General features: G+C 65.2%; 21 protein-coding genes and 1 pseudogene. 9 read left to right on the forward strand and 13 right to left on the reverse strand.

Annotated elements, in window-relative coordinates:
• Positions 1-104: 104 nt before the first annotated feature.
• Complete coding sequence (locus ACVOMH_RS06590; protein ID WP_199398878.1) at positions 105-2,198, reverse strand: M13 family metallopeptidase; 2,094 nt, start codon at positions 2,196-2,198, stop codon at positions 105-107.
• A 159-nt stretch (positions 2,199-2,357) separates the two neighbouring features.
• Here ACVOMH_RS06590 and ACVOMH_RS06595 point away from each other — a divergent pair, with 159 nt between their 5' ends.
• Positions 2,358-3,965, forward strand: coding sequence for a phytoene desaturase family protein (locus tag ACVOMH_RS06595; protein ID WP_481551429.1), 1,608 nt, complete (start codon positions 2,358-2,360; stop codon positions 3,963-3,965).
• A gap of 31 nt (positions 3,966-3,996) precedes the next feature.
• Here ACVOMH_RS06595 and ACVOMH_RS06600 read toward each other — a convergent pair whose 3' ends face one another.
• The 3 genes from ACVOMH_RS06600 to ACVOMH_RS06610 form a co-directional block, all read right to left on the reverse strand.
• Positions 3,997-4,821 (reverse strand): hypothetical protein, encoded by an 825-nt coding sequence (locus ACVOMH_RS06600; RefSeq protein WP_481523407.1) that lies wholly within the window; start codon positions 4,819-4,821, stop codon positions 3,997-3,999.
• 161 nt (positions 4,822-4,982) lie between these two features.
• Positions 4,983-6,986 (reverse strand): alpha/beta hydrolase family protein, encoded by a 2,004-nt coding sequence (locus ACVOMH_RS06605; protein ID WP_481523408.1) that lies wholly within the window; start codon positions 6,984-6,986, stop codon positions 4,983-4,985.
• Between the two features lie 81 nt (positions 6,987-7,067).
• Entirely contained in the window at positions 7,068-10,016 is a 2,949-nt protein-coding gene (locus ACVOMH_RS06610; protein WP_158499965.1) for a TonB-dependent receptor domain-containing protein, read from the reverse strand.
• A 59-nt stretch (positions 10,017-10,075) separates the two neighbouring features.
• Here ACVOMH_RS06610 and apbC point away from each other — a divergent pair, with 59 nt between their 5' ends.
• A complete protein-coding gene (apbC, locus tag ACVOMH_RS06615; protein ID WP_481551430.1) occupies positions 10,076-10,936 on the forward strand; it encodes an iron-sulfur cluster carrier protein ApbC in 861 nt (286 codons plus the stop codon).
• Between the two features lie 149 nt (positions 10,937-11,085).
• Positions 11,086-11,658 (forward strand): dCTP deaminase, encoded by a 573-nt coding sequence (dcd, locus tag ACVOMH_RS06620; RefSeq protein ID WP_054657685.1) that lies wholly within the window; start codon positions 11,086-11,088, stop codon positions 11,656-11,658.
• Between the two features lie 72 nt (positions 11,659-11,730).
• Here the strand turns inward: dcd and ACVOMH_RS06625 are convergent, their stop codons facing one another.
• The 3 genes from ACVOMH_RS06625 to ACVOMH_RS06635 are packed head-to-tail and all read right to left on the reverse strand — an operon-like array spanning position 11,731 to position 13,006.
• Positions 11,731-11,898, reverse strand: a complete 168-nt coding sequence (locus ACVOMH_RS06625) for a LiaI-LiaF-like domain-containing protein (RefSeq protein ID WP_089153126.1) — start codon at positions 11,896-11,898, stop codon at positions 11,731-11,733.
• A gap of 29 nt (positions 11,899-11,927) precedes the next feature.
• A complete protein-coding gene (locus tag ACVOMH_RS06630) occupies positions 11,928-12,350 on the reverse strand; it encodes an HIT domain-containing protein (protein WP_054657687.1) in 423 nt (140 codons plus the stop codon).
• A complete protein-coding gene (locus tag ACVOMH_RS06635) occupies positions 12,347-13,006 on the reverse strand; it encodes a dienelactone hydrolase family protein (RefSeq protein ID WP_481551431.1) in 660 nt (219 codons plus the stop codon). The genes ACVOMH_RS06630 and ACVOMH_RS06635 overlap by 4 nt, the downstream gene beginning before the upstream one ends.
• 140 nt (positions 13,007-13,146) lie before the next feature.
• On the opposite strand from ACVOMH_RS06635, the gene rimO reads away from it, so the two are divergent.
• Together rimO and ACVOMH_RS06645 are read left to right on the forward strand one after the other, a co-directional pair.
• Entirely contained in the window at positions 13,147-14,508 is a 1,362-nt protein-coding gene (gene rimO / locus ACVOMH_RS06640) for a 30S ribosomal protein S12 methylthiotransferase RimO (RefSeq protein WP_481551432.1), read from the forward strand.
• Positions 14,505-15,338 carry a DUF3025 domain-containing protein gene (locus ACVOMH_RS06645; RefSeq protein ID WP_481551433.1) on the forward strand — a complete coding sequence of 278 codons (834 nt, stop codon included), beginning with the start codon at positions 14,505-14,507 and terminating at the stop codon, positions 15,336-15,338. Before rimO ends, ACVOMH_RS06645 begins: the two co-directional genes overlap by 4 nt.
• 96 nt (positions 15,339-15,434) lie before the next feature.
• Here ACVOMH_RS06645 and ACVOMH_RS06650 read toward each other — a convergent pair whose 3' ends face one another.
• From ACVOMH_RS06650 to ACVOMH_RS06660, 3 genes are all read right to left on the reverse strand, one after another.
• On the reverse strand, positions 15,435-16,445 hold the full coding sequence (locus ACVOMH_RS06650; protein WP_481551434.1) for a DegV family protein: 1,011 nt from the start codon (positions 16,443-16,445) through the stop codon (positions 15,435-15,437).
• 172 nt (positions 16,446-16,617) lie between these two features.
• A complete protein-coding gene (gene greB, locus ACVOMH_RS06655; protein ID WP_054658998.1) occupies positions 16,618-17,124 on the reverse strand; it encodes a transcription elongation factor GreB in 507 nt (168 codons plus the stop codon).
• A 4-nt stretch (positions 17,125-17,128) separates the two neighbouring features.
• Positions 17,129-18,634, reverse strand: coding sequence for a helicase HerA-like domain-containing protein (locus tag ACVOMH_RS06660; RefSeq protein ID WP_481551435.1), 1,506 nt, complete (start codon positions 18,632-18,634; stop codon positions 17,129-17,131).
• Between the two features lie 121 nt (positions 18,635-18,755).
• Between ACVOMH_RS06660 and ACVOMH_RS06665 the strand changes: the two genes are divergently transcribed.
• Positions 18,756-20,336 carry a transglycosylase SLT domain-containing protein gene (locus ACVOMH_RS06665; protein ID WP_481523416.1) on the forward strand — a complete coding sequence of 527 codons (1,581 nt, stop codon included), beginning with the start codon at positions 18,756-18,758 and terminating at the stop codon, positions 20,334-20,336.
• Between the two features lie 71 nt (positions 20,337-20,407).
• On the opposite strand, the pseudogene ACVOMH_RS06670 reads toward ACVOMH_RS06665, so the two are convergent.
• The 3 genes and pseudogenes from ACVOMH_RS06670 to ACVOMH_RS06680 all read right to left on the reverse strand — a co-directional run.
• Positions 20,408-20,530 (reverse strand): annotated as a pseudogene (locus tag ACVOMH_RS06670) (phosphatidylserine decarboxylase); the annotation flags it as partial.
• A 286-nt stretch (positions 20,531-20,816) separates the two neighbouring features.
• Complete coding sequence (gene asd / locus ACVOMH_RS06675; RefSeq protein ID WP_481551436.1) at positions 20,817-21,659, reverse strand: archaetidylserine decarboxylase; 843 nt, start codon at positions 21,657-21,659, stop codon at positions 20,817-20,819.
• The gene (locus tag ACVOMH_RS06680; RefSeq protein WP_057505476.1) at positions 21,656-22,303 is read right to left on the reverse strand and encodes an SCO family protein; all 648 of its coding nucleotides are present in this window, start codon (positions 22,301-22,303) and stop codon (positions 21,656-21,658) included. Before ACVOMH_RS06680 ends, asd begins: the two co-directional genes overlap by 4 nt.
• 225 nt (positions 22,304-22,528) lie before the next feature.
• Between ACVOMH_RS06680 and prmB the strand changes: the two genes are divergently transcribed.
• The 3 genes from prmB to ACVOMH_RS06695 all read left to right on the forward strand — a co-directional run bounded on the left by prmB (position 22,529) and on the right by ACVOMH_RS06695 (position 25,673).
• Complete coding sequence (gene prmB, locus ACVOMH_RS06685) at positions 22,529-23,455, forward strand: 50S ribosomal protein L3 N(5)-glutamine methyltransferase (RefSeq protein WP_481551437.1); 927 nt, start codon at positions 22,529-22,531, stop codon at positions 23,453-23,455.
• 69 nt (positions 23,456-23,524) lie between these two features.
• The gene (aroC, locus tag ACVOMH_RS06690; RefSeq protein ID WP_481551438.1) at positions 23,525-24,628 is read left to right on the forward strand and encodes a chorismate synthase; all 1,104 of its coding nucleotides are present in this window, start codon (positions 23,525-23,527) and stop codon (positions 24,626-24,628) included.
• Positions 24,621-25,673: a 2-hydroxyacid dehydrogenase gene (locus tag ACVOMH_RS06695; RefSeq protein ID WP_481551439.1), complete on the forward strand. Its 1,053-nt coding sequence runs from the start codon at positions 24,621-24,623 to the stop codon at positions 25,671-25,673. The genes aroC and ACVOMH_RS06695 overlap by 8 nt, the downstream gene beginning before the upstream one ends.
• Positions 25,674-25,735: the final 62 nt, after the last annotated feature.

Consider the following 25,735-nt stretch of genomic DNA (forward strand, 5'->3'; position numbering starts at 1 on the left):
CGCGTTGTGCGACCCGCGTCCTGAAGCGGCGGCGTGGCGATCGGAGATAAAAGAAGGCCCGGCAATGCCGGGCCTTCGGGTGTCACCTCACGGCGTGGCCGCGATTACCAGATCACCACCTGCTTGTCGCCGGTGCGGACCATCGGCGAACCGGCCTTGCACTGGAACGCGGCGGCGAAGGTCGGCAGGTTCGATGGCGCGCCCATCGCGCGGAACTGCGCCGGGGCGTGCGGATCGGTAGCCAGGCGGACCTTGGCGTTCTCCGGGGTGTACTTGGTACGCCACACGGTGGCCCAGTTGGCGAAGAAGCGCTGATCGCGGGTCAGCCCTTCCACCTTCGGATCCTCCTTGCCGGCCGTGGCCTTCTGCAGGGCGTCGTAGGCCGTGGCCAGACCGCCGAGATCGGCGATGTTCTCGCCCAGGGTCAGCTTGCCGTTGACGTTCTGCTCGCCCACCTTGTACTCGTTGAACTGGTTGACCAGCTTGCCGGTGCGGCTGGAGAAACCCTTGGCGTCGGCCGGGGTCCACCAGTTCTCGAAGTTGCCGGTCGGCCCGAAGCGGCTGCCCTGGTCGTCGTAGCCGTGGGTCATCTCGTGGCCGATCACCGCACCGATGCCGCCGTAGTTCAGTGCATCGTCGGCGTTCGGATCGAAGAACGGCGGCTGCAGGATGGCGGCCGGGAACACGATCTCGTTCTGCAGCGGGTTGTAGTAGGCGTTGACCATCTGCGGGGTCATGCCCCACTCGGTCTTGTCCACCGGCTGGCCGATCTTGCCCAGCGCCCACTTGTAGTTGAAGGCGTTGGCCGCGCGCACGTTGCCCAGGTAATCGTCGTGGGTGGTGTTCAGGCCCGACCAGTCACGCCACTTGTCCGGGTAGCCGATCTTCGGGGTGAAGGTTTCCCACTTGGCGATGGCCTTGGCCTTGGTCTCGTCGCTCATCCACGCCAGATTCTGGATGCGGTCCTTCAGCGCGTCGGCCAGGTTCTTCACCAGCACTTCCATCTTGGCCTTGGCTTCGGGCGAGAAGGCGACCTTGACGTACATCTGGCCGAAGGCTTCACCGGCGTTGTTTTCCAGCGTACCCAGCACCTGCTTCCAGCGCGGCTTGATTTCCTTCTGGCCGTTGAGTTCCTTGCCGTAGAACGCGTAGTTCTGCTGCACGAAATCGTTGCTCAGGTAGGGCGATGCGCTGTCCACGGTGTGGAAGCGCAGGTAGGCGCGCCACACGGCCGGATCGGTATCGCCGAGCATCTTGCTCACTTCCTGGTGGAAGGCCGGCATGGCCAGCGAGAACGTCGCCGGCGCGGCGATGCCCTGGGCCTGGAAGAACGCGCTCCAGCTGAAGTTCGGGGTCAGCTTGTCGGCGTCGGCCACGGTGACCGGGTTGTAATACAGCGACACGTCACGCGACAGCTCGACGCTGGACTTGGACGCCTTGGCCAGCCGGGTCTCGAACTTGATCACGTCCTCGGCCTGCTTGGCGGCGTCGGCCGCCGGCACGCCGGCCAGCTCCAGCACCTTGGCCACGTGGTCCTGGTAGGCCTTGAGCTTGTCGGCCTTGCCGGCCTCGGTGTAGTAGGTGGTATCCGGCAGGCCCAGGCCGCCCTGGCTGGCGTAGGCCATGTTCATGGTCGAATTCTTGAAGTCCGCCTCCGGGCCGAAGCCGAACAGCATGTTCTCGCCCTTGGCCGCGCTGCTGCGCAGGTAGTTGGCGATGGCGGCGGTATCGGTCAACGCATCGATCGCGGCCAGGTCGGCCTTCAGCGGGGTGATGCCCAGCGCATTGATCTTGGCTTCGTCCATGCCCGAGGCCCAGAAGTCACCGACGATCTTTTCGATGCCGGTGGCGTTCTTCATCGCCGCGGCCTGCTCGGCCAACTGGTGCTGCACGGCCACCGAGCGCTCGTCCAGGATGGTGAAGGCGCCCCAGCTGGTGCGGTCGGCCGGAATCTCGTTGGCATTGAGCCACTTGTCATTCACGTAGCCGCCGAAATCGGTGCAGGCGTCCTTGCTGGGATCCAGATCCGCGGCGCTGAAGGCGTTGTAGGCCGGCAGCTTGGATTCGTCCAGCTTCAGTTCGGTGGCGGCAGCGGCCGGCGCGGCGGCCGGAGCAACCGGGGTTTCTTCTTTCTTGCAGCCGACCAGCACGGCCGACACGGCCAGGGTCAGCAGTAGGATCTGCGGTTTGCGAGCGATCACGGGATAGGCCTCCAGGCCGGTTTCGGAGCACAGATGGGGCCGCGGGAGCCGGGGCCAACGCAGGAAGATACGCCTGAAACCGATGAGGAAAGGGTGTAGAAGGTCATGGGCCGCGAATGCGTTCGCCCGGGCCGCCGGTAGTGCTATACAGCGGCCATGACCAAGACAGCGAATCGTCCGTGGGACGCGATTGTGATCGGCGGCGGCCACAACGGCCTGGTCTGCGCCGCCTACCTGGGCAAGGCCGGCAGACGCGTGCTGGTGCTGGAGCGGCGCGACGTGGTTGGCGGTGCGGCGGTGACCGAGGAGTTCCACCCGGGTTTCCGCAATTCGGTGGCCGCTTATACCGTGTCGCTGCTGCAGCCCAAGGTGATCGCCGAGCTGGCGCTGGAGCGGCATGGCCTGCGGGTGGTGCCGCGGCGGATCAACAATTTCCTGCCCTTGCCGCAGGGCCGGTACCTGCTGGCCGGTGGCGGGCGCACGCAGGCCGAAGTGGCCAAATTCTCGGCGCGGGATGCCGAGCGGCTGCCGGCCTACGAGCGGCGTCTGGAGATTTTTGCCGATGTGCTGCGCGCATTTGCGCTGCAGGCGCCGCCCAATGTGAGCGACGGCGGCTGGCTGCAGGCGCTGCCAGAACTGTGGAAGGCTGGCAGGCTCGGACGGCAACTGCACTCGCTGGATGCGGCGCTGAAGCAGGAACTGCTGGACCTGTTCACCCTATCGGCGGCCGAGTATCTGGACCGCTGGTTCGAGAGCGCCCCGATCAAGGCACTGTTTGGTTTCGACGGCATTGTCGGCAATTACGCCAGTCCGTATACGCCTGGCACCGCCTACGTGCTGTTGCACCACGTGTTCGGCCAGAGCAATGGCGTTAAAGGGGCCTGGGGGCATGCCGTCGGCGGCATGGGCGCGATCACCCAGGCGATGGCGCGCGCGGCCTTGGCGGCGGGGGTGGAGATCCGTACCGGAATGGGCGTTGCGAAGGTGCTGGTCGAACAGGGCAGGGTGGTCGGCGTGGTCACCGGCAGCGGCGAAGAACTGCACGCCAACGCTGTCGTCGCCAACGTCAATCCGAAGCTGCTGTACGAGCAACTGTGTGATCCGGCCGATGTGCCCGTCGCCATGCGGGAGCGCATGCACAACTGGCGTTGTGGATCGGGCACATTCCGCATGAACGTGGCGTTGTCGCGGCTGCCAGACTTCCGCGCGCTGCCCGGGCCGGGCGACCATCTCACCGCCGGCATCATCCTTGCCCCGGGCCTGGACTACATGGATCGCGCGTATCTGGACGCACGCCAGTACGGCTGGTCGCGCGAGCCGGTGGTGGAAATGCTGATCCCCAGTACCCTGGACGACTCGCTGGCGCCGCCGGGACAGCACGTGGCCAGCCTGTTCTGCCAGCACGTCGCGCCGCAACTGCCCGAGGGGCGCAGCTGGGACGATCACCGCGAGGAAGTGGCCGACCTGATGGTCGCCACGGTCGACAAGTACGCCCCGGGTTTTGCCGATTCCGTATTGGGCCGGCAGATCCTGAGTCCGCTGGATCTGGAGCGAACCTTCGGCCTGATCGGAGGCGATATCTTCCATGGCGCGTTGAGCCTCAACCAGCTGTTCAGTGCCAGGCCGATGATCGGCCAGGCCAACTATCGCGGTGCGATCCCGGGCCTGTATCTGTGCGGCTCCGGCACCCATCCCGGCGGCGGCGTCACTGGAGCGCCGGGGCACAATGCGGCGCGGGAGATACTGAAAGACAACGGCCGCTGATGCGGCCGTTGGGGATGGTTCCGGAACGTGTTCAGCGCTTTCCTGCGCCCTCGTTCAGCTTTGGCATTGCGTCCTCCGTGACCGGTTCTGGAGCATCCACCTGTGGCGCCACCTGGGGAATGCGCGAGTGCTTGTCAGGCGCGGCCGGCACCTGCTCCACACCGCCGATATCCACCCGCGCCACTCGCGGCTTCATCCAGATCGCGTCATGCCAGGCCTGGTACTGCTTCGGATCCCAATAGCGGTCGTCGTAGAACTTTGTTGCGTCGATCTCCTCCATGCTGCCGGCAGGACCGGGCACGTAGATCTTCAAGTTGCCGGCGAAGCCCGTACGGCTGCCTGTCACGGCTTTTCGCTCCTTGCGGATCTCGTTGGCGATTCGTGGGAGTGCCGCCTCGTCTCCATAACGCGCGTAGATATCCTGCCCCAGACTGATCGCGCGCTCCCGCTGTGCTTCGTCGAGAGCCGCCCAGTAACGTTCGCGGAGCTCGAGAAATCCCTCGTAACCGCGCTCTGCGGCCATATCCATCCAAGCGTAAGCGGCTGACTTGTCCTGTGGGGTACCCGTACCATTCCACAGCATCTCAGCCACCATGCCCTGCGAGGGCTTGTCTGCGTAATACGCAGCCCGCTGAAAAAACTTGAAGGCGTCATCGAGCTTTCCGGCTTGGCGCTTTTCCAGCGCCAGCAGCCTGAAGCGCAGATCCGGATGGCCATTGAGGAAGCCGGCGCTGATCATCAGCGCATCCTGGGTTGGGTCCTCAGTCAGGGGGGCAGTGTTCTTTCCGGCCCAGGCCAGGTCGGTGCTGGCCATTGCCAACAGTAGAACGGTGAGGGTGGCGGCGCTTCTACGCATCTGTGGTTTCCTTGGTGCTGTCCATGTCGTCGGGGGATATTGGGTGGTCGAAACGTTGGGCGAAATTGCCGAAAGTCACTCTCTCCGGCGGAACGAAGGGGCGTGAACGCCCCTTCGTTGCCCTCTGCCAGGACGTATCTGGCGCGCGGATGTGACGGCGTTCAGGTGCCGTCGATCGCCGGGGCGGGGCCTCCCACGCTGACCTTGCCTTCGCCGATGTGGCGATTGAAGAAGTTCAGCATTTCCGTGTAGACCTTCACCCGGGCTTCTTCGCCGTAGAAACCATGCATTTCACCTGGCTGGATGATGATCCCCTCCGGTTTGTTGCCCGCTTCGGTCAGGGCTTTGGCCATCAGTTCAGTCTGTTCCGGCGGTGTCCGCACATCACGTGCGCCAGCAGCGAGGTAAACAGGAATCTTCACCTCGGCGGCGCGGCGCGCCGGTGAGTTCTGCGCCCAGATGCTCGCATCAGTACCGTGGGTGCGGCGCAGGAAGCGCTGGCCATTCGCGCTATCGGGAATGTCGCCACGCTTGAACATCATGTCGATGTCGTACACGCCGACGTAACCGAAGGTGCATTTGAACAACCCGGGCTCGCGGATCGGTGCCATTAGTGATGAATAGCCGCCGAAACTGCCGCCGTATATACAGATCCGGTTGCGATCCGCATGGCCGTTGTCGATCGCCCAATGTGTGGCATCGAGGATGTCATTCTGGATACCTTGGCCCCATTGCTGATGGCCCGCGTTCTCGAACGCCTTGCCGTATCCACCAGATCCGCGGAAATTGACTTGCAGCGTGGCGTAACCGCGGCTGGCGAACAATTGGGCTTCGGGGTTGTAGCCCCAGTTGTCGCGGGGGCCGATCGGTCCGCCATGCGGATTGACGATCAGTGGCAGATTCTTGCCGTCGCTGCCGTTGGGGATGGTCAGATAGCCATAGATGGCGCGGCCATCACGCGCAGTGAAAGAAAAGGGGCGCGTGGTTGCCAGCTTCTTCGGATCCAGATGCGCTTGGCGCGTCATCAGAAAGCGGGCTTTGCCGCTGTCGCGGTCGTACAGGTAAAGCTCGCCTGGATTGGCGTCGCTGTAGACCGACACCAGAATTTTCCGGCCATCTTCGGTATAGCTGGAAAAATCCACCATCTGCCCATCGAAAGCGGCTGCCAGCGATGCATACAACTCCGCATCCGGGTGCGATTCATTGAGCATCGTCACTTTCGGGGCGCCGGCCTCGGTCACCACGGCCAGGGGTGTATTGCGGTCGGTAGACCATATCACTCGGGAAACCTCGGCCACCGGATCGGCAAACAGCTGGCGGAATTCGCCGGTAGTGGTGTCCAGGGTGCCCATGGCCGCTGGCGCCTTGCCGTCGTCTTGGCTGGCGTACACGATTCCATCGTCCGTGGTGCGGTCCACCCAGAGATGCTTGCCATCGGTCTTGGAGGCGTTCACCAGGGTCCAGTTCTGGCCGTCGCGGCGATACAGCTCAGTGCGCTCGTCGTATTCGCCGGATTCGTCACGGCTGGAGGAACACACCGCAAAGCGCGGTTCCTTGGCGGCGTCCAGGGCGATGGAACAATTGGACTTCGGCGCGCGGCCAAGCGAGGTGCGGCGGCCGCTGACGGTATCCACCCGGTACACCTCCGTGCCCGCGCCTTCCGTTGAGCGCGGATATCGGGCCTGCATTATCACATTGCGGTCGTCGCCCTTGAGCGAGTCAAGCAGGGAGTAGCTCTCGGCCCCCACCGTCTTGCCGCGCTGGGTGGCGTCACGGGTGCCGTAGAAGATGACAGGCACAGGCTGCGTGCCATCGGCGTTCACCGCAAACCATTCGCCGGTATTGAACGGCTGGGCGAAGCCGCCCATCTTCTTTACCGCGTTGAACATCAGCCTGTCAGGCGAGATCCACTGGAAGGAGCCGACGCTCTTCTTGTCCGGCAGCTGGTTGACCTTCAGTACCTTCAGGTCCGAGGTCCGCAACACGGTGAGGACATCCTGATCACCATGATCGACGGTGACCGCGAGGTATTCACCGTTCGGGGATATGCGTGCATTGCCATAGGCGGCATGCCCCATGAAATCCTTGACCGAGTACTGCTGCGCGTGTGCGCTACCGGCGCCGGCCAGTGCGATCGCCAGCATCAGAGGGGTGAGGTACTTCAAATCCATACTCCTTGGATGACGGGTGTAGGAAAACGGAGCCCGGCATTTAGCCGGGCTCCGTGTGTCACGAAAGTGGCCCTATCAGAAACGGTAGGACACGGTCAGGTTGTAACGGCGGCCCAGCGGATCCGCGCCGATGTACTGCTGGAAGTACGGGTAGGCGGTATAGGTCGGATCTTCGCGGAACTGGTTGTTGGTCAGGTTGATGACCGTGAACTCGGCGCGTACGTTCGGGGTGAACTTCTTGCCGACCTGCAGGTTGTAGACCATCCACGGTGCCAGGCGCTTGTCCCACGCATTGTTCCAATTGGAACCGATACGGGTACCGAACAGGGTCACCGCCCAGTCGTCGCGGCTCCAGCCCAGGGTGCCGCGGGCACGGCTGCGCTGGCTGTAGTCGAACAGCGGCAGGTCACGGTAGTCGGTCAGCGTATCGTCGTCGTTCTCCTGGTACTTGTTGGTCAACACCAGCGAGTAGCCCAGGTCCAGCTTGAAGGTGCCCAGACGGTCGGTGTCGTAGGAGTACTTGAACGAGGCGTCAATGCCGCTGGTTTCCTGCAGCGCTGCATTGATATAGGCGGTGTTGATCTTCTGGATGCGGCCATCCAGCGTCGTGCCCGGTGCGCTGGTGCGCGTGACCAGCGAGGTGAGGTTCTGGCAGTACGCCGAATCCATGCTGTACTCAAACGCCGAGCCATCAGGACGCGTGCCCAGGCGGCAGTTCGCTTCGTTCTGCAGCAGGTAGGTAGAGCTGAGCTGCGTGGAAGCATCCTGCAGGCGGATCTTGTAGTAGTCCACCGTGAGCGACATGTTGTCGACGATGTCCCACACGAAGCCGGCACCCCAGGACTTCCCTTCCTCTTCCTTCAGCAGCGGATTGCCGGCAATCAACGACTGTGCCTGGTAGAGCGTGATGTCATTGGTGGTATTGCACTGAGCGCGGGTACGCCCCGGCGTGCCCGCTGCCTGGCCCAGACCGGTGCCCGAACGGCAGCTGTATTCGTCCAGGATGGTCGAGAAGGACGCGGCACCCTGGGCATAGACCAGCTGCATGTCCGGAGCGCGGAAGCTGGTGGCATACGAGCCGCGGAGCAGCAGGTTGTCGAACGGACGGAATTCCAGGCCGATGTTGTAGGTCTTGGCGTCGTCTACCGCGGTGATGTCGTCGTATTTGTCCCAGCGGCCGGCGAGGTTCATCGACAGGTTGCTGAAGATCGGCACGCGGAATTCGGCGCCGACGGCATAGCGGTCACGCGAGCCGTGGGTTTCGCCAGAGCTGGTCAGGTTGTAGATCGTGTTCTCGTCGATCGGACGGGTCTGATCGGTGCGGTAGTCGCTGACCAGGTCGGTCGTCTGGCGGGTGGCTTCAAGCACTGCGGCAAAGCCCAGCGGACCCGCCGGCAACTCGAACAGGTCGCCGCTGACGTTGAAGTTGGCCGTACCGGAGGTGGATTCGGCTTTGTTCTTGACCCGCGTGGCGAACGAGCGGTAGATCTCTGGGGTGATCGGCGCGTTCCAGCGGTCCAGATTCAGATTGTAGACAGGGTAATTGCCGTTGTAGCCCAGCTGCGGGCCCAGGAAGTAATCGTGGACAGCCTTGGCCAGCAGGCGCGGGCGATCGGCTTCGTACTCGTACTTGCCGTAGTTGACGCTGGCTTCCCAGTCGAAGCGGTCGGCGATGGTGCCGGTCACGCCCAAGGTGATGTCGTAGGTCTGCTCGTCGTACAGCGTCGAAGCAGCTTCGTTGCCGCCGAGTTCGGACGGCATGAATACGCGCTGCAGCTGAATCAGGTCCTTGAGCGTGGCATCGTAGTAGGCACTGGTGGCCGCACCGGTCGGGCTCTTGGTGAAACGGTCGCCCGACGTGCCCCAGAATTCGGTACCGCCGGACGCCTTGGCGTCGGTGGTGTAGTAACTGACGTTGCCGAAGCCCTGGATGTTGTCGGTGAAATCGAACGTGCCCGAGAAATAGCCGCTGTAAGAGTTGTTCTTGTTCGAGATCGAGCGGCTGGCGCTGCTGTCGTAGCTACCGCAGTAGGTGCCGCGCGCGGGCGTAGTCACCGTGGTGAAGCCCAGCGCATCACAGGCTGCGGCGTCATACACCACGTTGTGGTTCCGGATGTGGCCGTTGAGGCCGGCGGCGCTCAGTGCCACCAGGCTCAGGCCCGGGTTGACCGCGATGCCATACGGATTGTTGCGGGTGTCAGCCAGGACATCGCGCTGGCTGGCGAACACAGGTTCGTTGGCGTTGTACTGGAACGCATACATCGCCGTCCAGCGGTCGCCGGTGGTGCCACCGGTGTATTCGAGCTTGAAGCTGTCGCCGCCACCTTCCTCGGTGGTGCCGGCGCTCAGGCGGATTTCGTTGCCGTCATAGTTCTTGCGGGTGACGATGTTGACCACACCGGCAACCGCGTCAGAGCCGTAGATCGCCGAGGCGCCGCCCGTCAGCACTTCCACGCGCTCGACGATCGCGCTCGGGATTGCCTTGATGTTGACCACGTTGTTGTCGCGGTTGTAAGGCTGCGGGTACTGCGCCGGGCGGCGGCCGTTGATGAGGGTCAGGGTGTAGCCCGGGCCCAGGTTGCGCAGGTTCACTACCTGGGCGTTCGGCGTGAAGCCGGTGACGGCCAGGTCGCCGGTGAACGAACTGGTGGTGTTCTGGGTCAGCGTCTGCAGCATGTCGCCGACGGTCTGGAAACCCTCGCGGTCGATATCTGCACGGGTGATGACCGTGACCGGAGCCGGACCTTCTACGTCCACGCGCTTGATGCGCGAACCGACGACCGAGACACGATCAAGGTTGGTTGCCTTCTCGCCACTGGCAGCGGCTTGGTCTTGGGCAAAAGCGGCGCCCGGCAAAATGATCGCTGTCAGTAGAGCGCTGCTCAGCACATTGCGCTTGAATGAATTGGTCTTGCTGCTCTGCACGTGTATCTCTCCCTTGGAGTCTAGAATCGGCGGTACATGCTTAGTGGCCAAGTTGGCAATGAAGTCGCCTTGGTCGCCTTCATGAACGTAACCTGACATTAACGAATAATTCATGGAAATGCACTAATTTTGAAAATGTTTCATAGGAAACCTGTGGTATGAAATCAGCCTCTCCATTTGCCTCGTTGGCCTCCCATCGCGTCCAGAAGGGCCTCTCCCCCCATCCCCGCATCCGCAATGTCATTGCGGTGGGCTCGGGCAAGGGCGGGGTGGGCAAATCCACCACGTCGGTGAACCTGGCGTTGGCGCTGAAGGCGTTGGGTGCGCGGGTCGGGGTGCTGGATGCGGACATCTATGGTCCAAGCGTGCCGGCGATGCTTGGCTTGAGCGGTCGTCCGGAAAGTCCGGACAACAAGACCATCGAGCCGTTGCGGGCGTTCGGTGTGGAGGCGATGTCGATCGGCTTCCTGATCGAGGAAGACTCGCCGATGATCTGGCGTGGACCGATGGCGACCACGGCGCTGACCCAGCTGTTCAACGACACGCTGTGGGACGACCTGGACGTCCTGCTGATCGACCTGCCGCCGGGCACCGGTGACATCCAGCTGACGCTGTCGCAGAAGATTCCCGTTGCCGGTGCGGTGATCGTGACCACGCCGCAGGACATCGCCACGCTGGATGCGCGCAAGGCGCTGAAAATGTTCGAAAAAGTCGAAGTGCCGGTGCTGGGCGTCGTCGAGAACATGGCCGTGCACACCTGTTCGAACTGTGGCCATGTCGAGCATCTGTTCGGCGAAGGCGGCGGCCAGCGCATCGCCGAGCAGTACGGTGTGCCGTTGCTGGGCTCGCTGCCGCTGGATATCGGCATCCGCGAGCAGGGGGATGCCGGCACGCCAATTGTCGCGGCGGCACCGGAATCAGCGGCGGCGCAGGCCTACCTGGCTGCGGCACGACGGATGGTGGAGGAACTGGACAAGCGTCCGCGCGCCAGCATTCCGATCAGCGCCTCGTTGCTCTGAGGGCGCTCTGCGCAAGGGGCCGGCATCCGGCCCCTTCCTATATATAGGTGATGAGGATTCGCGGCTGTGGTCTGGTGCCGGGCCTGGGCTAGAATCGACCACCCCAGCCGCAGGCATGTTGCGGCGCAACGAAACCAGGATCACACTGAATGAGCATCAAGAGCGACCGCTGGATCCGCCGCATGTCCGAGCAGCACGGCATGATCGCGCCGTACGAGGCCGGCCAGGTGAAGCAGGTGGATGGCCAACGGATCGTCAGCTACGGCACCTCCAGCTACGGCTATGACGTGCGTTGCTCGCGCGAGTTCAAGGTGTTCACCAACATCAACTCCACCATCGTCGATCCGAAGCATTTCGATCCGAAGAGCTTTGTCGATATCGAGGCCGACGAGTGCATCATCCCGCCGAACAGCTTCGCGCTGGCCCGCACCGTGGAGTATTTCCGCATTCCTCGTGACACGCTGGTGGTGTGCCTGGGCAAGAGCACCTACGCGCGCTGCGGGATCATCGTCAACGTGACCCCGCTGGAACCGGAGTGGGAGGGGCATGTGACGCTGGAGTTCTCCAATACCACGCCACTGCCGGCGCGCATCTATGCCAATGAAGGCGTGGCGCAGATGCTGTTCTTCCAGGCGGACCGGGACGACATCTGCGAAACCTCGTACAAGGATCGCGGCGGCAAGTACCAGGGCCAGACCGGGGTGACCCTGCCGCGCACCTGATGGTGGCCGTGGGGCGATACGAAAAAGGGCGCGGAATTCCGCGCCCTTCTGCTTTCCGGTCGTTGCGGCGGCTTACTTGCCGCGGCCGAACAGCATGCCGATGCCCACCGCCACCAGGATCGCCGGCCACCAGGTGGCCAGCATCGAGCCGATATTGCCGTTGATCCAGCCCAGGTTCTTGGCCAGGAAAAACAGGCCGACGATGATCAGGATCAGGGCGGCGATCAGGTTGGAGCGCATCGGCTGGTGTGTCCGTCGGTGAAGGTGGCCTATCGTAGCCGCTGCCGCCAGATTTCGACACGCTGGGTCAGCACATCGGCATCAAAGCGCTGCGCCTTGCCGCTGCCCCACACCGGCCCCGGCCAGGCGGCGTCGTTCTCGTTGCGCCCGATCAGGTGGATATGCAGCTGGCGCACGATATTGCCCAACGCGCCGATATTGATCTTGGTGACGTTGGGCTTCTGCCTCAGGTGCTGCGAGATCTGGTTGATCTCGGCCAGCAGCAGGCGCTGCTGACCGCCATCCAGATCGATCCACTCGCTGGCGTTGGCCACGCGCGGGACCAGCACGATCCACGGAAAACGGTCGTCGTTCATCAGCCGGATCTGGGACAGGGGGCCGTCAGCGATCAACACGCTGTCGGTCGCCAGGCGGGAATCGAGTTCGAAATCGGACGTCACAGCTTCGGTCATCGCAGGTTCTCGCTGAAGAAGGCCAAGGTACGTTCGCGCGCCAGTGTGGCGCTGGGGGCGTGGTAATGCGGGTCGGCCTCGCGGTTGAAGGCGTGGCCGGCCGGGTACACATATACCGGCATTGCCGGTTGCTTTTCACGGTGCGCTGCAACGGCGGTGGCAGGGATCGAGGGGTCCTGGTCGCCAAAGTGGAAGATGGCCGGGGCTTTGAAGGGCGTGTCGAGAAACGGCACATTGCGCGCCCCGTAGTAGCTGGCCGAGGGCAGGCCCAGCCGTTGCGCGGCCAGCAGCGCGATGGTGCCCCCCCAGCAATAGCCGACCGTGCCGACCTTGCCATAGGGCGCCAATGCCGCAGCGGCGGCGTGGACCACGGTCACGGCGCGGTCCACCCCCAGCGCTTCCACCAGTGCCTTGCCGCGTGCGGTGCCGGCGGTGTCGTAGTCCAGCTCCAGGCCGGGTTCGAGCAGGTCGAAGAAGGCCGGGGCCAGCACCGCATAGCCGTCGGCGGCGTACTGCCCGGCGACAACGCGGATATGGGCGTTGGCGCCGAAGATCTCCTGGATCACCACCAGGCCGCCGCGCGGCGTGGTGGCGGGCAGGGCTTGCCAGGCACGGACCGGGCCGGCGGCGCCGGGAAGATCGATCCACTGGGACATGGGTGGACTCCTTTGCGGGGCTGCCAATTAACGCATGCCCTTGTTCAGCATGGTGCCGGATGTGCCGGCTGACGACCGGTATAATCGCCGCCTTTCCGGCCCTGCGGCCCTTCGGCTCCGGCCCCCAGAATTCTGTGAACATGTCCCAGCTGAACCCCAAAGTCGGCTTCGTCAGCCTTGGCTGCCCGAAAGCCCTCGTCGATTCCGAGCGCATCCTCACCCAGCTGCGGGTGGAGGGCTACGACATCGTCCCGTCCTATGACGCGGCCGACGTGGTGGTGGTCAATACCTGCGGCTTCATCGACTCGGCCGTGGCCGAATCGCTCGATGCCATTGGCGAGGCGATGAACGAGAACGGCAAGGTCATCGTCACCGGCTGCCTGGGCAAGAAGGGCGACATGATCCGCGAGCATTACCCGGACGTGCTGTCGGTCTCCGGTCCGCAGGACTACACCACGGTGATGGAGGCGGTGCATGCCGCGCTGCCGCCCAAGCACAACCCGTTCGTGGATCTGGTCCCGGACTACGGCATCAAGCTGACCCCGCGGCATTACGCCTATCTCAAGATTTCCGAAGGCTGCAACCACCGTTGCAGCTTCTGCATCATTCCCTCGATGCGCGGCGATCTGGTGTCGCGTCCGGTTGACGAGGTGCTGCGCGAGGCCGAGCGTCTGGTCAAGGGGGGCGTACGCGAGCTGCTGGTGGTGTCGCAGGACACCTCGGCCTACGGCGTGGACCGCAAATACGCGCCGGGCACCTGGCGCGGCAGGGAATACGCCACGCGGATGAAGGCGCTGTGCGAAGGTTTGAGCGAGCTGGATGCCTGGACCCGCCTGCACTACGTCTACCCGTACCCGCACGTGGACGACGTGGTGCCGCTGATGGCCGAAGGCAAGATCCTGCCGTACCTGGACATCCCGTTCCAGCACGCCAGCCCGCGCATCCTCAAGCTGATGAAGCGTCCGGGCGCGGTCGACAAGACCCTGGAGCGGGTGCTGCGCTGGCGGCAGATCTGCCCGGACATCACCGTGCGCTCGACCTTCATCGTCGGCTTCCCGGGCGAGACCGATGCCGAGTTCGAGCAATTGCTGGATTTCCTCGATACCGCCCAGCTCGACCGCGTCGGCGCGTTTGCCTACTCGCCGGTGGAAGGCGCCACCGCCAACGACCTCCCGGACCCGGTGCCGGAGGACGTGAAGCAGGAACGTCTGGCCCGTTTCATGGAGAAGCAGGCCGCCATTTCCGCCGCCAAACTCGAAGCCAAGATCGGCAGCGTGCAGCAGTGCCTGATCGACGGTATCGAAGACGGTATCGCGGTGGCCCGCTCCAAGGCCGATGCCCCGGAAATCGATGGCCTGGTGCATATCCAGAACGCCGATGAAGCCAAGCTGCACGTAGGCCAGTTCGTCAATGTCCAGATCACCGACAGCGACGAGCATGACCTGTTCGGTGACGCGGTCATCGAGCACGCCAAGCCGGCGTTCGACCTCAGGGTGCTGTGACCGGATCGGTCATGGCTCCAGGCGCTGGCAACGGCCGGCGCCGCTTCATCGCCCCGCCCCGCGGGGAGGTGGCGGCAGCGTGTTTCACGCATCCGCTATTCGCCGACTTTGGTGCCTGTCGCGACTGGATGACGGCCCCGGCGTGGCCCACCATCGCCGCGCTCAACGCGCGCATGCCACCGTCGGGCAAGCGGTTCGTGGAGCAGGACGGTGCATTGTTGGTCGACGGCCTGCATTACGAGACCCGTATCGCGCAGGGATACATCGCCACGCGCCCGCAGAACTGGCATGACCTGTTCAATGCGATGGTCTGGGTGCGTCATCCGGCCATCAAGCATGCCCTCAACCTGCAACAGTGCCGGCACATCGCGCAGATGGGGCCGGGCGAGCGCAATCGTGCGCAGCAGGCGCTGACCCAGTTCGACGAGACCGGGGTCATCGTGCGGGTACGCGACAGCCGTCTACTCGATGCCTGGGACACGCACGAGTGGCCCCGGCTGTTCCATACCCATGCCGCGCAGTGGCGCAATGGCGATATCGCGGTTGCCGCGGTCATCGGCCATGCGCTGATGGAGCAGATGCTGGTGCCGGGACGGTTGCTGGTTGGCAAGTGCGTGGTGGTGCGGGCGGGAGAGGATCTTGCCTGCGTTGCGCGTGTCGCCGCGGCCATTGCCGATGGCGCTGTTCTTGCCACGCCCGCCGAACTGCGGCCCTTGCCCTTGGCCGGCATTCCCGGCTGGCACCCCCGGCAGGATCCGGATTTCTATGCGCAGGCCGACTACTTCCGCACGCTGCGCGACGGACGCTCCTATCCTCCGGCACTGCGCTGAGGTCGCAACGTCGCTGCGCAGATCGGGTTGACGCACTGGTTCTGCCAGCTGAGCGTGATCGTGTAGCGGCGCGCGCGCAACCGCTCCGCGCGCTTGTCAGAACGCGATGTCGCGGCTCTCGCCAGCGAACGCCAAGGTCAGTCCGCCCGGACCGATGTTCATCATCCCGGTGATGCTCATCGGCAGCAGATGCAGACTGACCTTCTCCTGCGCGCAGGCGGCGCGCAGCTGTTCCAGCGCGGGCGAACCGTGCAGATCCTGCAGGGGGCCGGCGTAGGAGATGATCACGTGCGGCGCGTACAGGCCGCGTTGCACCTGGCGGGCGGCAACCGCGAACAGGCGGGCCCATGCGTCAGCGCGTCCACGGCACTTGGCGACCGGGCGGGTATCGCCCTGGCGGCCCAGCACGATGGGTTTGATATCCAGCGCGCCGCCCAGCAGCACGCTGGCCAGGCTGATGCTGCGATCGCCGCGCACCCGCGAGCGGGCGCGTGCGTAGCCCAGGTTGTCGGGCACGTAATACGTGTGGGTGGCGTCGATGATGCGCTGCAGTTCGCCGCGGATGTCCTTGGCCGGCACCTGCGCGCGCAGCAGGTCCTGCAGCACCATGGCGGGAATGCCGGAGCCGGCAAACATGTTGCGTGTGTCGATGACCCGGAACTGGAACGGACGGGCGATACCTTTTTCCTGGCGGGCCTGGCGGATGGCGCTGGTGGCCAGCAGGCTGCCGTGGCTGGCAGCCTCGTGGATCGGGCTGCGGCTGGCGGTGATGGTCAGGCAATAGACCGAGTCGTAGTCCAGCGCGAAGTGTTCCAGGAAGAAACGGCTCATCTGTGCCGCATCCAGCGGCAGGGACTGTCCGGTGGCGCCTTCGCCGTTGGCGTTCTCGCGCATGTAACGGGCGGTGGCGCTGGCGTCATGCTGGTCGATGTAGGTGGTGCTGCCGATCCGGATCGGAATCGGAATCACCGCCACATCCGCGCTGGCGAGAAAAGCCGGCGCCACATCGCAGGAGGCATCGATCACGATGCCGGTGCGCGCCGGGCGGCGCGGGTTGCTGCTGAGGTCACCGCTGGCTGTGGTTTTTTCCGGGTCAAGCACCTGCATCTGGCGTCCTTTCGCGATGGCTAACCGCGAAGAAAAAACATGCGGCAGGGGCGCGGGTCAAATACACGATGACCGGACGCGGCAGGAGGCTCACATCCCCTTGATTCCATGGTGCACGCGTGGTTTCTGCATGCGCTGGCGTATGTGCGGATTGCGCGAATTTTCGGCGCGGTCAGTCCGGCGCATAGTGGATGGACAGCACGGCGAAGGTGTGTGGTCCGGCGGGCAGCTCCACGGTGAATTCGTCATCGACGCGCTTCTTCAGCAGCGCGCGCGCCAGCGGCGAATCGATGCTGATCCAGCCGGCGGGCGCGTCGGTTTCATCCGGACCGACGATGCGATAGATCACCGTTTCGCCCGAGTCCACGTTCTCCAGTTCGACTGTCGCACCGAAGAACACCGCGTCCGGATCACTGGGCCGGGTATCGACCACGCGCAGTGCTTCCAGCCGTTTGCTGAGGTAACGCACGCGGCGGTCGATCTCGCCCAGCTGCTTCTTGCGGTAGGTGTATTCGGCGTTCTCCGAACGGTCACCTTCTGCGGCGGCGGCGGCCAGTGCCTTGACCACTTCCGGCCGGCGCTGCCGCCACAGCTCATCGAGCTCGGCCTTCAGCCGCGCATGGCCCGGCGCGGTGATCAGTGCGGTACTTTTTTCAGCGGGAGGGCGCCAGCGGCTCATGGAGTCAGCGCTTTCCGCCGAAGATGCCACCGAGGATGCCGCGCACGATCTGGTTGCCCAGCTTGGTGCCGACGGTGCGGGTGGTCTGCTTGGCCATGGTTTCGAGCATGCCCTGGCGGCGCCTGGTGCCGAAGATCGCATCCTTGATCGCCTGGCCAAAGCCGCTGTCCTGTTCGTCGTCCTGCTCGCGGGTGCGGGCCTTGGGGGCGTCGGCCTGTTCCACCACCTTCTGCGCACGCTGGGCCAGCCGTTCGGCGGCCGATTCGCGATTGATGGCGGTGTCGTAGCGGGTGCCGACCGGGCTGCCTGCGCGTACCTGCGCACGCTCCGCCTCGGTGATCGCGCCCATGCGGCAGCGCGGCGGCGCGATCAGGGTTTTCTGTACCGGCGAGGGAATGCCCTTGTCCTGCAGCGTGGAGACCAGGGCTTCGCCGGTGCCCAGCTGCGAGAGCGTGGCGGTGACATCCAGTTTGGGGTTGGGCACGAAGGTCTCGGCGGCGGTCTTGACCGCCTTCTGGTCGCGCGGCGTGAACGCGCGCAGTGCATGCTGCACGCGATTGCCGAGCTGGCCCAGGATGTTGGCGGGTACGTCATCGGGAAACTGCGAGCAGAAGTACACGCCCACGCCCTTGGAGCGGATCAGCCGCACCACCTGCTCAATGCGCTGCGCCAGCGCCGGCGGGGCATCGTCGAACAGCAGGTGGGCCTCGTCGAAGATGAACACCAGTTTGGGCTTTTCCAGGTCGCCCACTTCCGGCAGTGTTTCGAACAGCTCCGACAGCAACCACAGCAGGAAGGTCGAATACAGGCGCGGCTTGAGGATCAGCTGGGCGGCGGCGAGGATGCCGATCACGCCGCGGCCGTCGTGGTTGACGCGCATGATCTCGGCCAGCTCCAGTGCCGGCTCGCCGAAGAAGGCTTCGCCGCCGTCCTGCGACAGGCGCAGCAATGCACGTTGGATCGCCGCCACCGACTGCGCGCTGACCAGTCCGTACCCGGTGGAGATGTCCTTGCGCTCCTCGGCGACCAGGTTCAACAGCGCGCGCAGATCATCCAGGTCCAGTAGCAGCAGGCCGCGGTCGTCGGCCAGCTTGAACACGATATCGAGCACACCGGCCTGGGTGTCGTTGAGCTCCAGGATGCGCGCCAGCAGGGTCGGGCCCATCTCGCTGACGGTGGTGCGTACCGGATGGCCGAGTTTGCCGTACAGGTCCCAGAACACGGTGGGACTGGCGGCCGGCGCGTAGCCTTCCACACCGATGTCGGCCGCGCGCTGGGCCAGCTTGTCACTGATCTCGCCGGCGACCGCCAGACCGGCCACATCGCCCTTCACGTCGGCCAGGAACACAGGCACGCCGATCCGCGAGAAGCCCTCGGCCAGCGTCATCAACGTCACCGTCTTGCCGGTGCCGGTGGCGCCGGCCACCAGGCCGTGGCGGTTGCCAAAACGCGGGAGCAGGGTGACGGCGATGTCGTCGGTGACGCCTTTGCCGAGCAGGATCGGGTCCATGGAGGCACTCATAGATGAACGAAGGGGATTCTACCGGCCGACTATATCGGCGCCGCAGCCATGTTGCCCCCGGGCAAGCGGGGCGGCTACCCTGCCTGACCCTTCGCGTGCAGTGCTGCTGATGTCCGTTTCCCTGTCTTCCCTCCGCACCTGGCCGCTGCTGCTGGCGACCAGCCTGTTGATCGCCGCTCCTTCGGCCCACGCGCTGTCGGCCCGTGACCAGGCCAAGGTGAGCGCTCTCCACGAGCGCATGACCGCCGCGGAAAAGCGCTATACCGATGCGCTGGTGCTGATGGACAACGCCGATCCCAAGGGCAGTAGCGAGGGCGATGCGGCGCTGGAGGACATGGAAGACGTGATCGCCGACTGCATCGCGCAGAAGGGCTGCCAGGTCGGTGGTCTGCTTGCCACCTACAAGCGCCTGCTCAAGCAACGCGCGGACAGCGCCGGGGAGAGCGACGGTGATGAGGCCATCGGTCCGCTGGAAGCCGATCCGGACCATGTCGCGCCACTGGTCGCCGATGTGCCGGAGGCGGCGCGCGCGGCGGCCCTGTTGAACGACCACCGCCACGCATTCGATGACATGGTCGAGTACAACCCGGCGGTGCAGGCCGGCATCCGGCGCTGGCTCACCGACATGCGTCCGGCGTTGCTGACCAGCTATGAGAACTACATGAACCTGCGTGCGGTGATGTGGCCGGAGTGGGAGAAAAGCGCGCTGCCGGAAGCGTTGCTGTTCGGCATCATGGCCAAGGAGTCCAACGGCCGTGTGCATGCCTCCTCGCGCGCCGGCGCGGCCGGGCTGATGCAGTTCATGCCCGCCACCGGCCGCCGTTTCGGCCTGGGCCCGGACGGCACCGGTTTCGATACCCGGTTTGATGCCCGCAGCGCGGCCGAAGCCAGCGCCGCCTACATGAATGAGCGCATGCGGGTGCTCAACAAGAACATCGAGTATGCCCTGGCCGCTTACAACGGGGGCGAGGGGCGCGCGGCCCGTATCTACCGTGAAGCCGGCGGGCAGAGCTTCTGGACCGATTCGGCCTATTCCCAGTTCCCGGGCGAAACCAAGGACTATGTGCCGATGGTGATCGCCGCGGCGTGGATATTCCTGCACCCGCAGCAATATGGCGTGGAGTTTCCCAAGGTCAACGCGCAGCCGGCGACGCTGCGCCTGGCCAAGTCGACCACCATCTACGAGCTGACCATCTGCCTGGGCAGCGCCGGTACCCGTGACGGCTACATGCGCGTGTTGCGCAACCTCAACCCGCGCTACGAGGCCGACGGCTGGATTCCGGCCGGCACCACGATCAACGCGACCACACGTATCGCCGGGCTGTACAACCGCTACTGCGTCAGCGGCCCACGCGCGGATCTGGCCCGTACCCTGATCACCGCCGATCTGAATGCCGCGATCAAGCGCCCGTCGGCGGCGACATTCACCGGCAGTGTCGCGGTAGGGGATGTGCAGTCCATGCAGGCCGCACAGGGGGCGGGCCCTGCGGCCGTGCCGGCACCACGTCCGGCGGCTCCGGCGCGGCGAGCCGCGCGAACCTACAAGGTCGCCAAGGGCGACACGCTAGGCCGTATCGCCAGCCGCTTCCAGTGCGAAGTGCCTGCCCTGGCGCGTGCCAACGGCCTGCGCGCACCGGCCTACGCGATCAAGCCGGGCCAGAGTCTGAAGCTGGAAGGCTGCGGCCGCTGAGCGGCCTACGGGCGGGACAGGAAAAAGGGCGCCCGGTGGCGCCCTTTTTCAATTGTCCCCACAGGTGCGGGTTACTTCAGTCGCGCCAGCGCCTGTCCAAGCTGCACCGGGCTTTCGGCTTTCAGCGAGGGATCGAAATCGGCCACGCCCGGCGGCAGCAGCACAACCACGGTGGAGCCGTAATTGAAACGCGCCGCGCCGCAGGAATATCAGGGCGCCGCAGCGGTGGGCGCGTCGCCACGCGCCACGATGCCACCGCGCCGGAGCGGGGGTTACTTCAGCCGCGCCAGCGCCTGTCCAAGCGGCACCGGGCTTTCGGCCTTCAGCCTTCAGCGAGGGATCGAACTCGGCCACGCCCGGCGGCAGCAGCACAACCACGGTGGAGCCGTAATTGAAACGCGCCGCGCCGCAGGAATGTCAGGGAGCCGCAGCGGTGGGCGCGTCGCCACGCGCCACGATGCCACCGCGCCGGAGCGGGGGTTACTTCAGTCGCGCCAGCGCCTGTCCAAGCTGCACCGGGCTTTCGGCTTTCAGCGAGGGATCGAACTCGGCCACGCCCGGCGGCAGCAGCATGATCACCGTGGAGCCGTAATTGAAGCGCGCCATCTCGTCGAAGCGTTCCAGCGTGATGCCCTTGCCACGCCAGTCCTTACGGGTGATGCGATCGCCATAGGCGGGGATTTCCTCCCCGCTCCACACCGTCTCCACGCCCGAAACCAGCAGTGCGCCGACCATCACCTGCACCATCGGGCCGAAGTCGGTGTCGAAGTGGCACACCAGCCGCTCGTTGCGGGCGAACAGGCGCGGCACGTTCGCCACCGCGTCGGTGCCAACGCTGAACAGACGGCCGGGCACGTGCACGGTCTCGCGCAGGGTGCCAGTCCACGGCATGTGCACGCGGTGGTAGTCGCGCGGAGACAGGTACACCGTGGCGAACAGGCCATTGTGGAACGGCGCCGCGTCGGCGGCGTCGCCCAGCAGCTCGGCGGCGGTGAACGACTGGCCCTTGGCCTGGAAGATGCGACCGTCCTCGATCGGGCCCAGCTGGCTGATGCGGCCGTCGGCGGGCATTGTCAGGGTGCGCGGGTCGGCCGCGGCCACGCGCGCGCCGGGCTTCAGGGCGCGGGTGAAGAAGGCGTTGAAGCTGGGGTAGCTGCGCGGGTCCGGGTTCGCCGCTTCGGCCATGTTGACGTTGAACTTCTCCGTCACCGTATCGATCAGCCAGCGTGAGAGGCGCGGGTTCTGCGAGTAGGCCAGCGAACGGGCCATCGAGGAGAGCAGGCGATGCGGCAGGACGTAGCTGAGCGTTGTTACCAGACTCATGGGGCGGTTTTCTCGGTGAGCTTGAGCAGGTCCGTGGCGATGGCCTGCGGGTTGAACGGTGGACGCATCAGCCCGGCCAGGCGGCCCTGCGGATCGAGCACGGCGATGCTGGCCGAGTGATCCATGCTGTAGTCATCGGGGTTTTCATCGAAATGCTTGCCGGGGGACTTCTGGAACACCATGCCCAGCGAGGTGGCAAAGCGCTCCAGCGAGGGGATGTCGGCCGTGGCGGCAATCGTGTCCTTGTGGAAGGCGTGGGCGTACTCGCCCAGCCGCGCCGGGGTGTCGCGTTCCGGGTCCACCGAAACCAGCACCACGCGCGGACGCAGGCTGTCGGGCAGGGATTCCCATTGCTTCTGCGCGGCGGCCAGCTCGGTCAACGTGGTCGGGCACACATCCGGGCAGGAGGTGAAGCCGAGGAAGACCAGGGTCCAGTGTCCGCGCAGCTCGCCGGGAATCAGGCGGGTGCCGTCGGACTGGGCCAGATCAAACTCCGGCAAGGTGCGCGGCGTGCCGTAGAAGATGATCGAGCTGTCGCCCCCGACCGGTGTCTTGCCGGGGCCGAACACCTTCTGCGCCAGGACCAGACCGAGGCCGGCGGCCAGGGCGATGGCCAGGATGATGCCGACATTGCGATTGAACATGGGCGGTTTTTCCGTACAGGTGCCAGGCGTCGCAGCAGGCGCTCGGCCATGGGCAGGACCCGGGAGTGTAGGGGATTGCAGTGGCCCACCAGCACGCGAGGGCGCTGTTTGCCGTCGGATTCGGCGCCCGATGGCGGGTGTTGCCGAAGTTTCGGCTGCAACTGGGCGCTCAATATACCGGGCACGCGCCTATAATCGCAGGCCATTCTGCACTCCTGTATCGCCATGACTGCCCAAGCGGCCGCTGAACTCCACACGATCGTCGATCTGATCCGCTACGGCGCCAGTCGTTTCAATGCCGCCGGCCTGACCTTCGGTCACAGCTATGACAACGCGTTGGACGAGGCGACCCAGCTGGTCCTGCACAGCCTGCACCTGCCGCCGGACCTCGGCCCGGCCTATGGCGCGGCGCGCCTGCTGCAGGAAGAGCGCGAGCAGGTGCTGGCGCTGTTCCAGCGCCGTATCGATGAGCGCCTGCCGGCGGCCTATCTGACCGGCGAGGCCTGGTTTGCCGGGCTGAGCTTCAATAGCGATGCGCGCGCGCTGGTGCCGCGTTCGCCGATCGCCGAGCTGATCCTGGGCGGTTTCGAGCCGTGGCTGGCCGGCCGTGAGGTCACCCGCGCACTGGACCTGTGCACCGGTTCGGGCTGCATCGCCATCGCCATGGGTCACTACTACCCGAACTGGCAGGTGGATGGCAGCGACATCAATGATGCCGCGCTGTCGCTGGCCCATGAGAACAAGCAGCGCCTGCTCGCGCACAACGTCGAGATCATCAAGTCCGACCTGTTCGACGGGCTGGAAGGGCGCGTCTACGATCTGATCGTCACCAATCCGCCGTACGTCACCAACGACGAGACCGATGCGCTGCCGCAGGAGTATTCGCACGAGCCGGATCTGGCGCTGCGCGCCGGCGACGACGGGCTGGACCTGGTGCTGAAGATCCTGCGCGACGCGCCGGAGCATCTCACCGAAGACGGTCTGCTGATCTGCGAAGTGGGTGATTCCGAGCAGCACCTGATCAAGCTGCTGCCGGAAGTCTATTTCGCCTGGATCGAATTCAAGGTCGGGCAGATGGGTATTTTCGCCGTCGAAGCGGCCGAACTGCGCGCCCACCACGCGCGTATCGCTGAACTGGCCAGCGTCCGCTGAGGGCGCCGGTTTCACAGAACAACGCCGGTGGTATCCACGCCGGCACGCAGGCGTCTGCAAAGGTCGTGCATGTCCAGTAACTCGTTCGGAAAGCTGCTTACGGTCACCACCTTCGGCGAGTCACACGGGCCGGCCATCGGCTGCGTGATCGACGGGTGTCCGCCGGGACTGGAGATCAGCGCCGAAGAGTTCGCCCACGATCTGCAGCGCCGGGCCACCGGCAAGAGCCGCCACACCTCGGCGCGGCGCGAAGCCGACCAGGTGGAGATCCTGTCCGGTGTGTACGAGGGCAGGACGACCGGTACCCCGATCGGTCTGCTGATCCGCAACACCGACCAGCGCAGCAAGGATTACAGCACCATCGCCGCGCAGTTCCGTCCTGGCCATGCCGATTACAGCTACTGGCAGAAGTACGGCATCCGTGACCCGCGCGGTGGTGGCCGCTCCTCGGCGCGCGAAACCACCATGCGCGTGGCCGCCGGCGTCATCGCCAAGAAGTGGCTCAAGCAGCGCTATGGGGTGAGCGTGCGCGGCTATCTGTCGCAGCTGGGCGAGATCGTCCCGGCGGGGCACGACTGGAGCGCGGTCGAGGACAATCCGTTTTTCTGGCCCGATGCCGCCCAGGTGCCGGCGCTGGAGGCGTACATGGATGCGCTGCGCAAGTCCGGCGATTCGGTCGGTGCGCGCGTGACCGTGGTCGCCGACGCTGTGCCGCCCGGTTGGGGCGAGCCGATCTACGGCAAGCTCGACGGCGATATCGCCGCGGCACTGATGAGTATCAATGCGGTCAAGGGCGTGGAGATCGGCGACGGTTTCGCCAGTGCCGCGCAGAAGGGTACCGAACACCGGGACCTGATCACCCCGGACGGCTTCCAGTCCAACCATGCCGGTGGAATCCTCGGCGGCATCGCCACCGGCCAGCAGATCGTCGCGTCGATGGTGCTCAAGCCGACCTCCAGCCTGCGCCTGCCCGGTGCCACCGTGGACACGGGCGGCAACGCGGTGGAGGTCATCACCACCGGTCGCCACGATCCGTGCGTCGGCATTCGCGCCACCCCGATCGCCGAGGCGATGCTGGCGCTGGTGCTGATGGACCAGGCCCTGCGCCACCGCGCGCAATGCGCTGATGTGGGCGAGATGACACCGCGTATTCCCGGCAGTGTCGATGGCTGAGCAGCGGCCACGCGTCTGGGTATCGCAGCCCCTGTTCGACGATACCGTCGCGCAGCTGGGGGCGTATTGCGATGTGGTGGCCACACCGGAAGTCACCGCACACGACAGTGCCGCATTGGCCGCGCAGCTGGCGGGCATGGACGGTTCGCTGGTCACGCTCAACGACCGTATCGGTGCGGCGGAAGTTGCCGGCGCGGCGCGCCTGAAGGTCATCGCCAATGTCGGCGTCGGCTACAACAACCTCGATATCCCCGCGTTGAGTGCGGCCGGCATCCTCGCCACCAACACGCCGGATGTGTTGACCGAAACCACCGCCGATCTGGGATTTTCCTTGCTGATGGCAGCGGCGCGGCGCATCGTCGAATCCGACCGCTGGCTGCGTGAAGGCCAGTGGGGGCAGTGGTCGTTCACCACGATGCTCGGCGCCGATCTGCATGGCAGCACGCTGGGCATCCTGGGCATGGGGCGGATCGGCCAGGCGATTGCCCGCCGCGGCCACCACGGCTTCGGCATGCCGGTGCTGTACCACAACCGCTCACAACTGCCGGCCGAGCAGGAACAGGCCGTCGGTGCGCGCTATGTCGGCTTCGATGAATTGCTGGCCCGTGCCGATCATCTCCTGCTGGTGCTGCCGTATACCGCGCAGAACCACCACATCATCGATGCCGCTGCGCTGGCGAAGATGAAACCGACCGCCACGCTGGTCAACATCGCCCGCGGCGGCATTGTCGATGAGCGGGCGCTGGCCGACGCATTGGCCAACGGCCGGCTGGCCGCAGCGGGGCTGGATGTCTACGAGAACGAGCCGCAGGTGCCCCCCGAACTGCTTGGCCTGCGCAATATCGTGCTGACCCCGCATATCGGCAGCGCCTCGCTGGCTACGCGCCGGGCGATGGTGCAGCTGGCGGTGGACAATCTGCTCGCCGGCCTGGGGCTCGGGCCGGATGCCGGCCATCCGGCCAATGCGATCAATGCCGACCTGCTGGCCTCCGGTGCGGCGCGGCTGGCTGTTGCCAGCAGCAAAACCATCATCAAAAAACGGTAGGGAGCCTCCGCGGCGGTTTGCCGGAGGTTCCCCGAACCTGGCTCGACGTGTGTCCCCCCTCT

The sequence above is a fragment of the Stenotrophomonas sp. STEN013 genome (genome assembly GCF_056760355.1).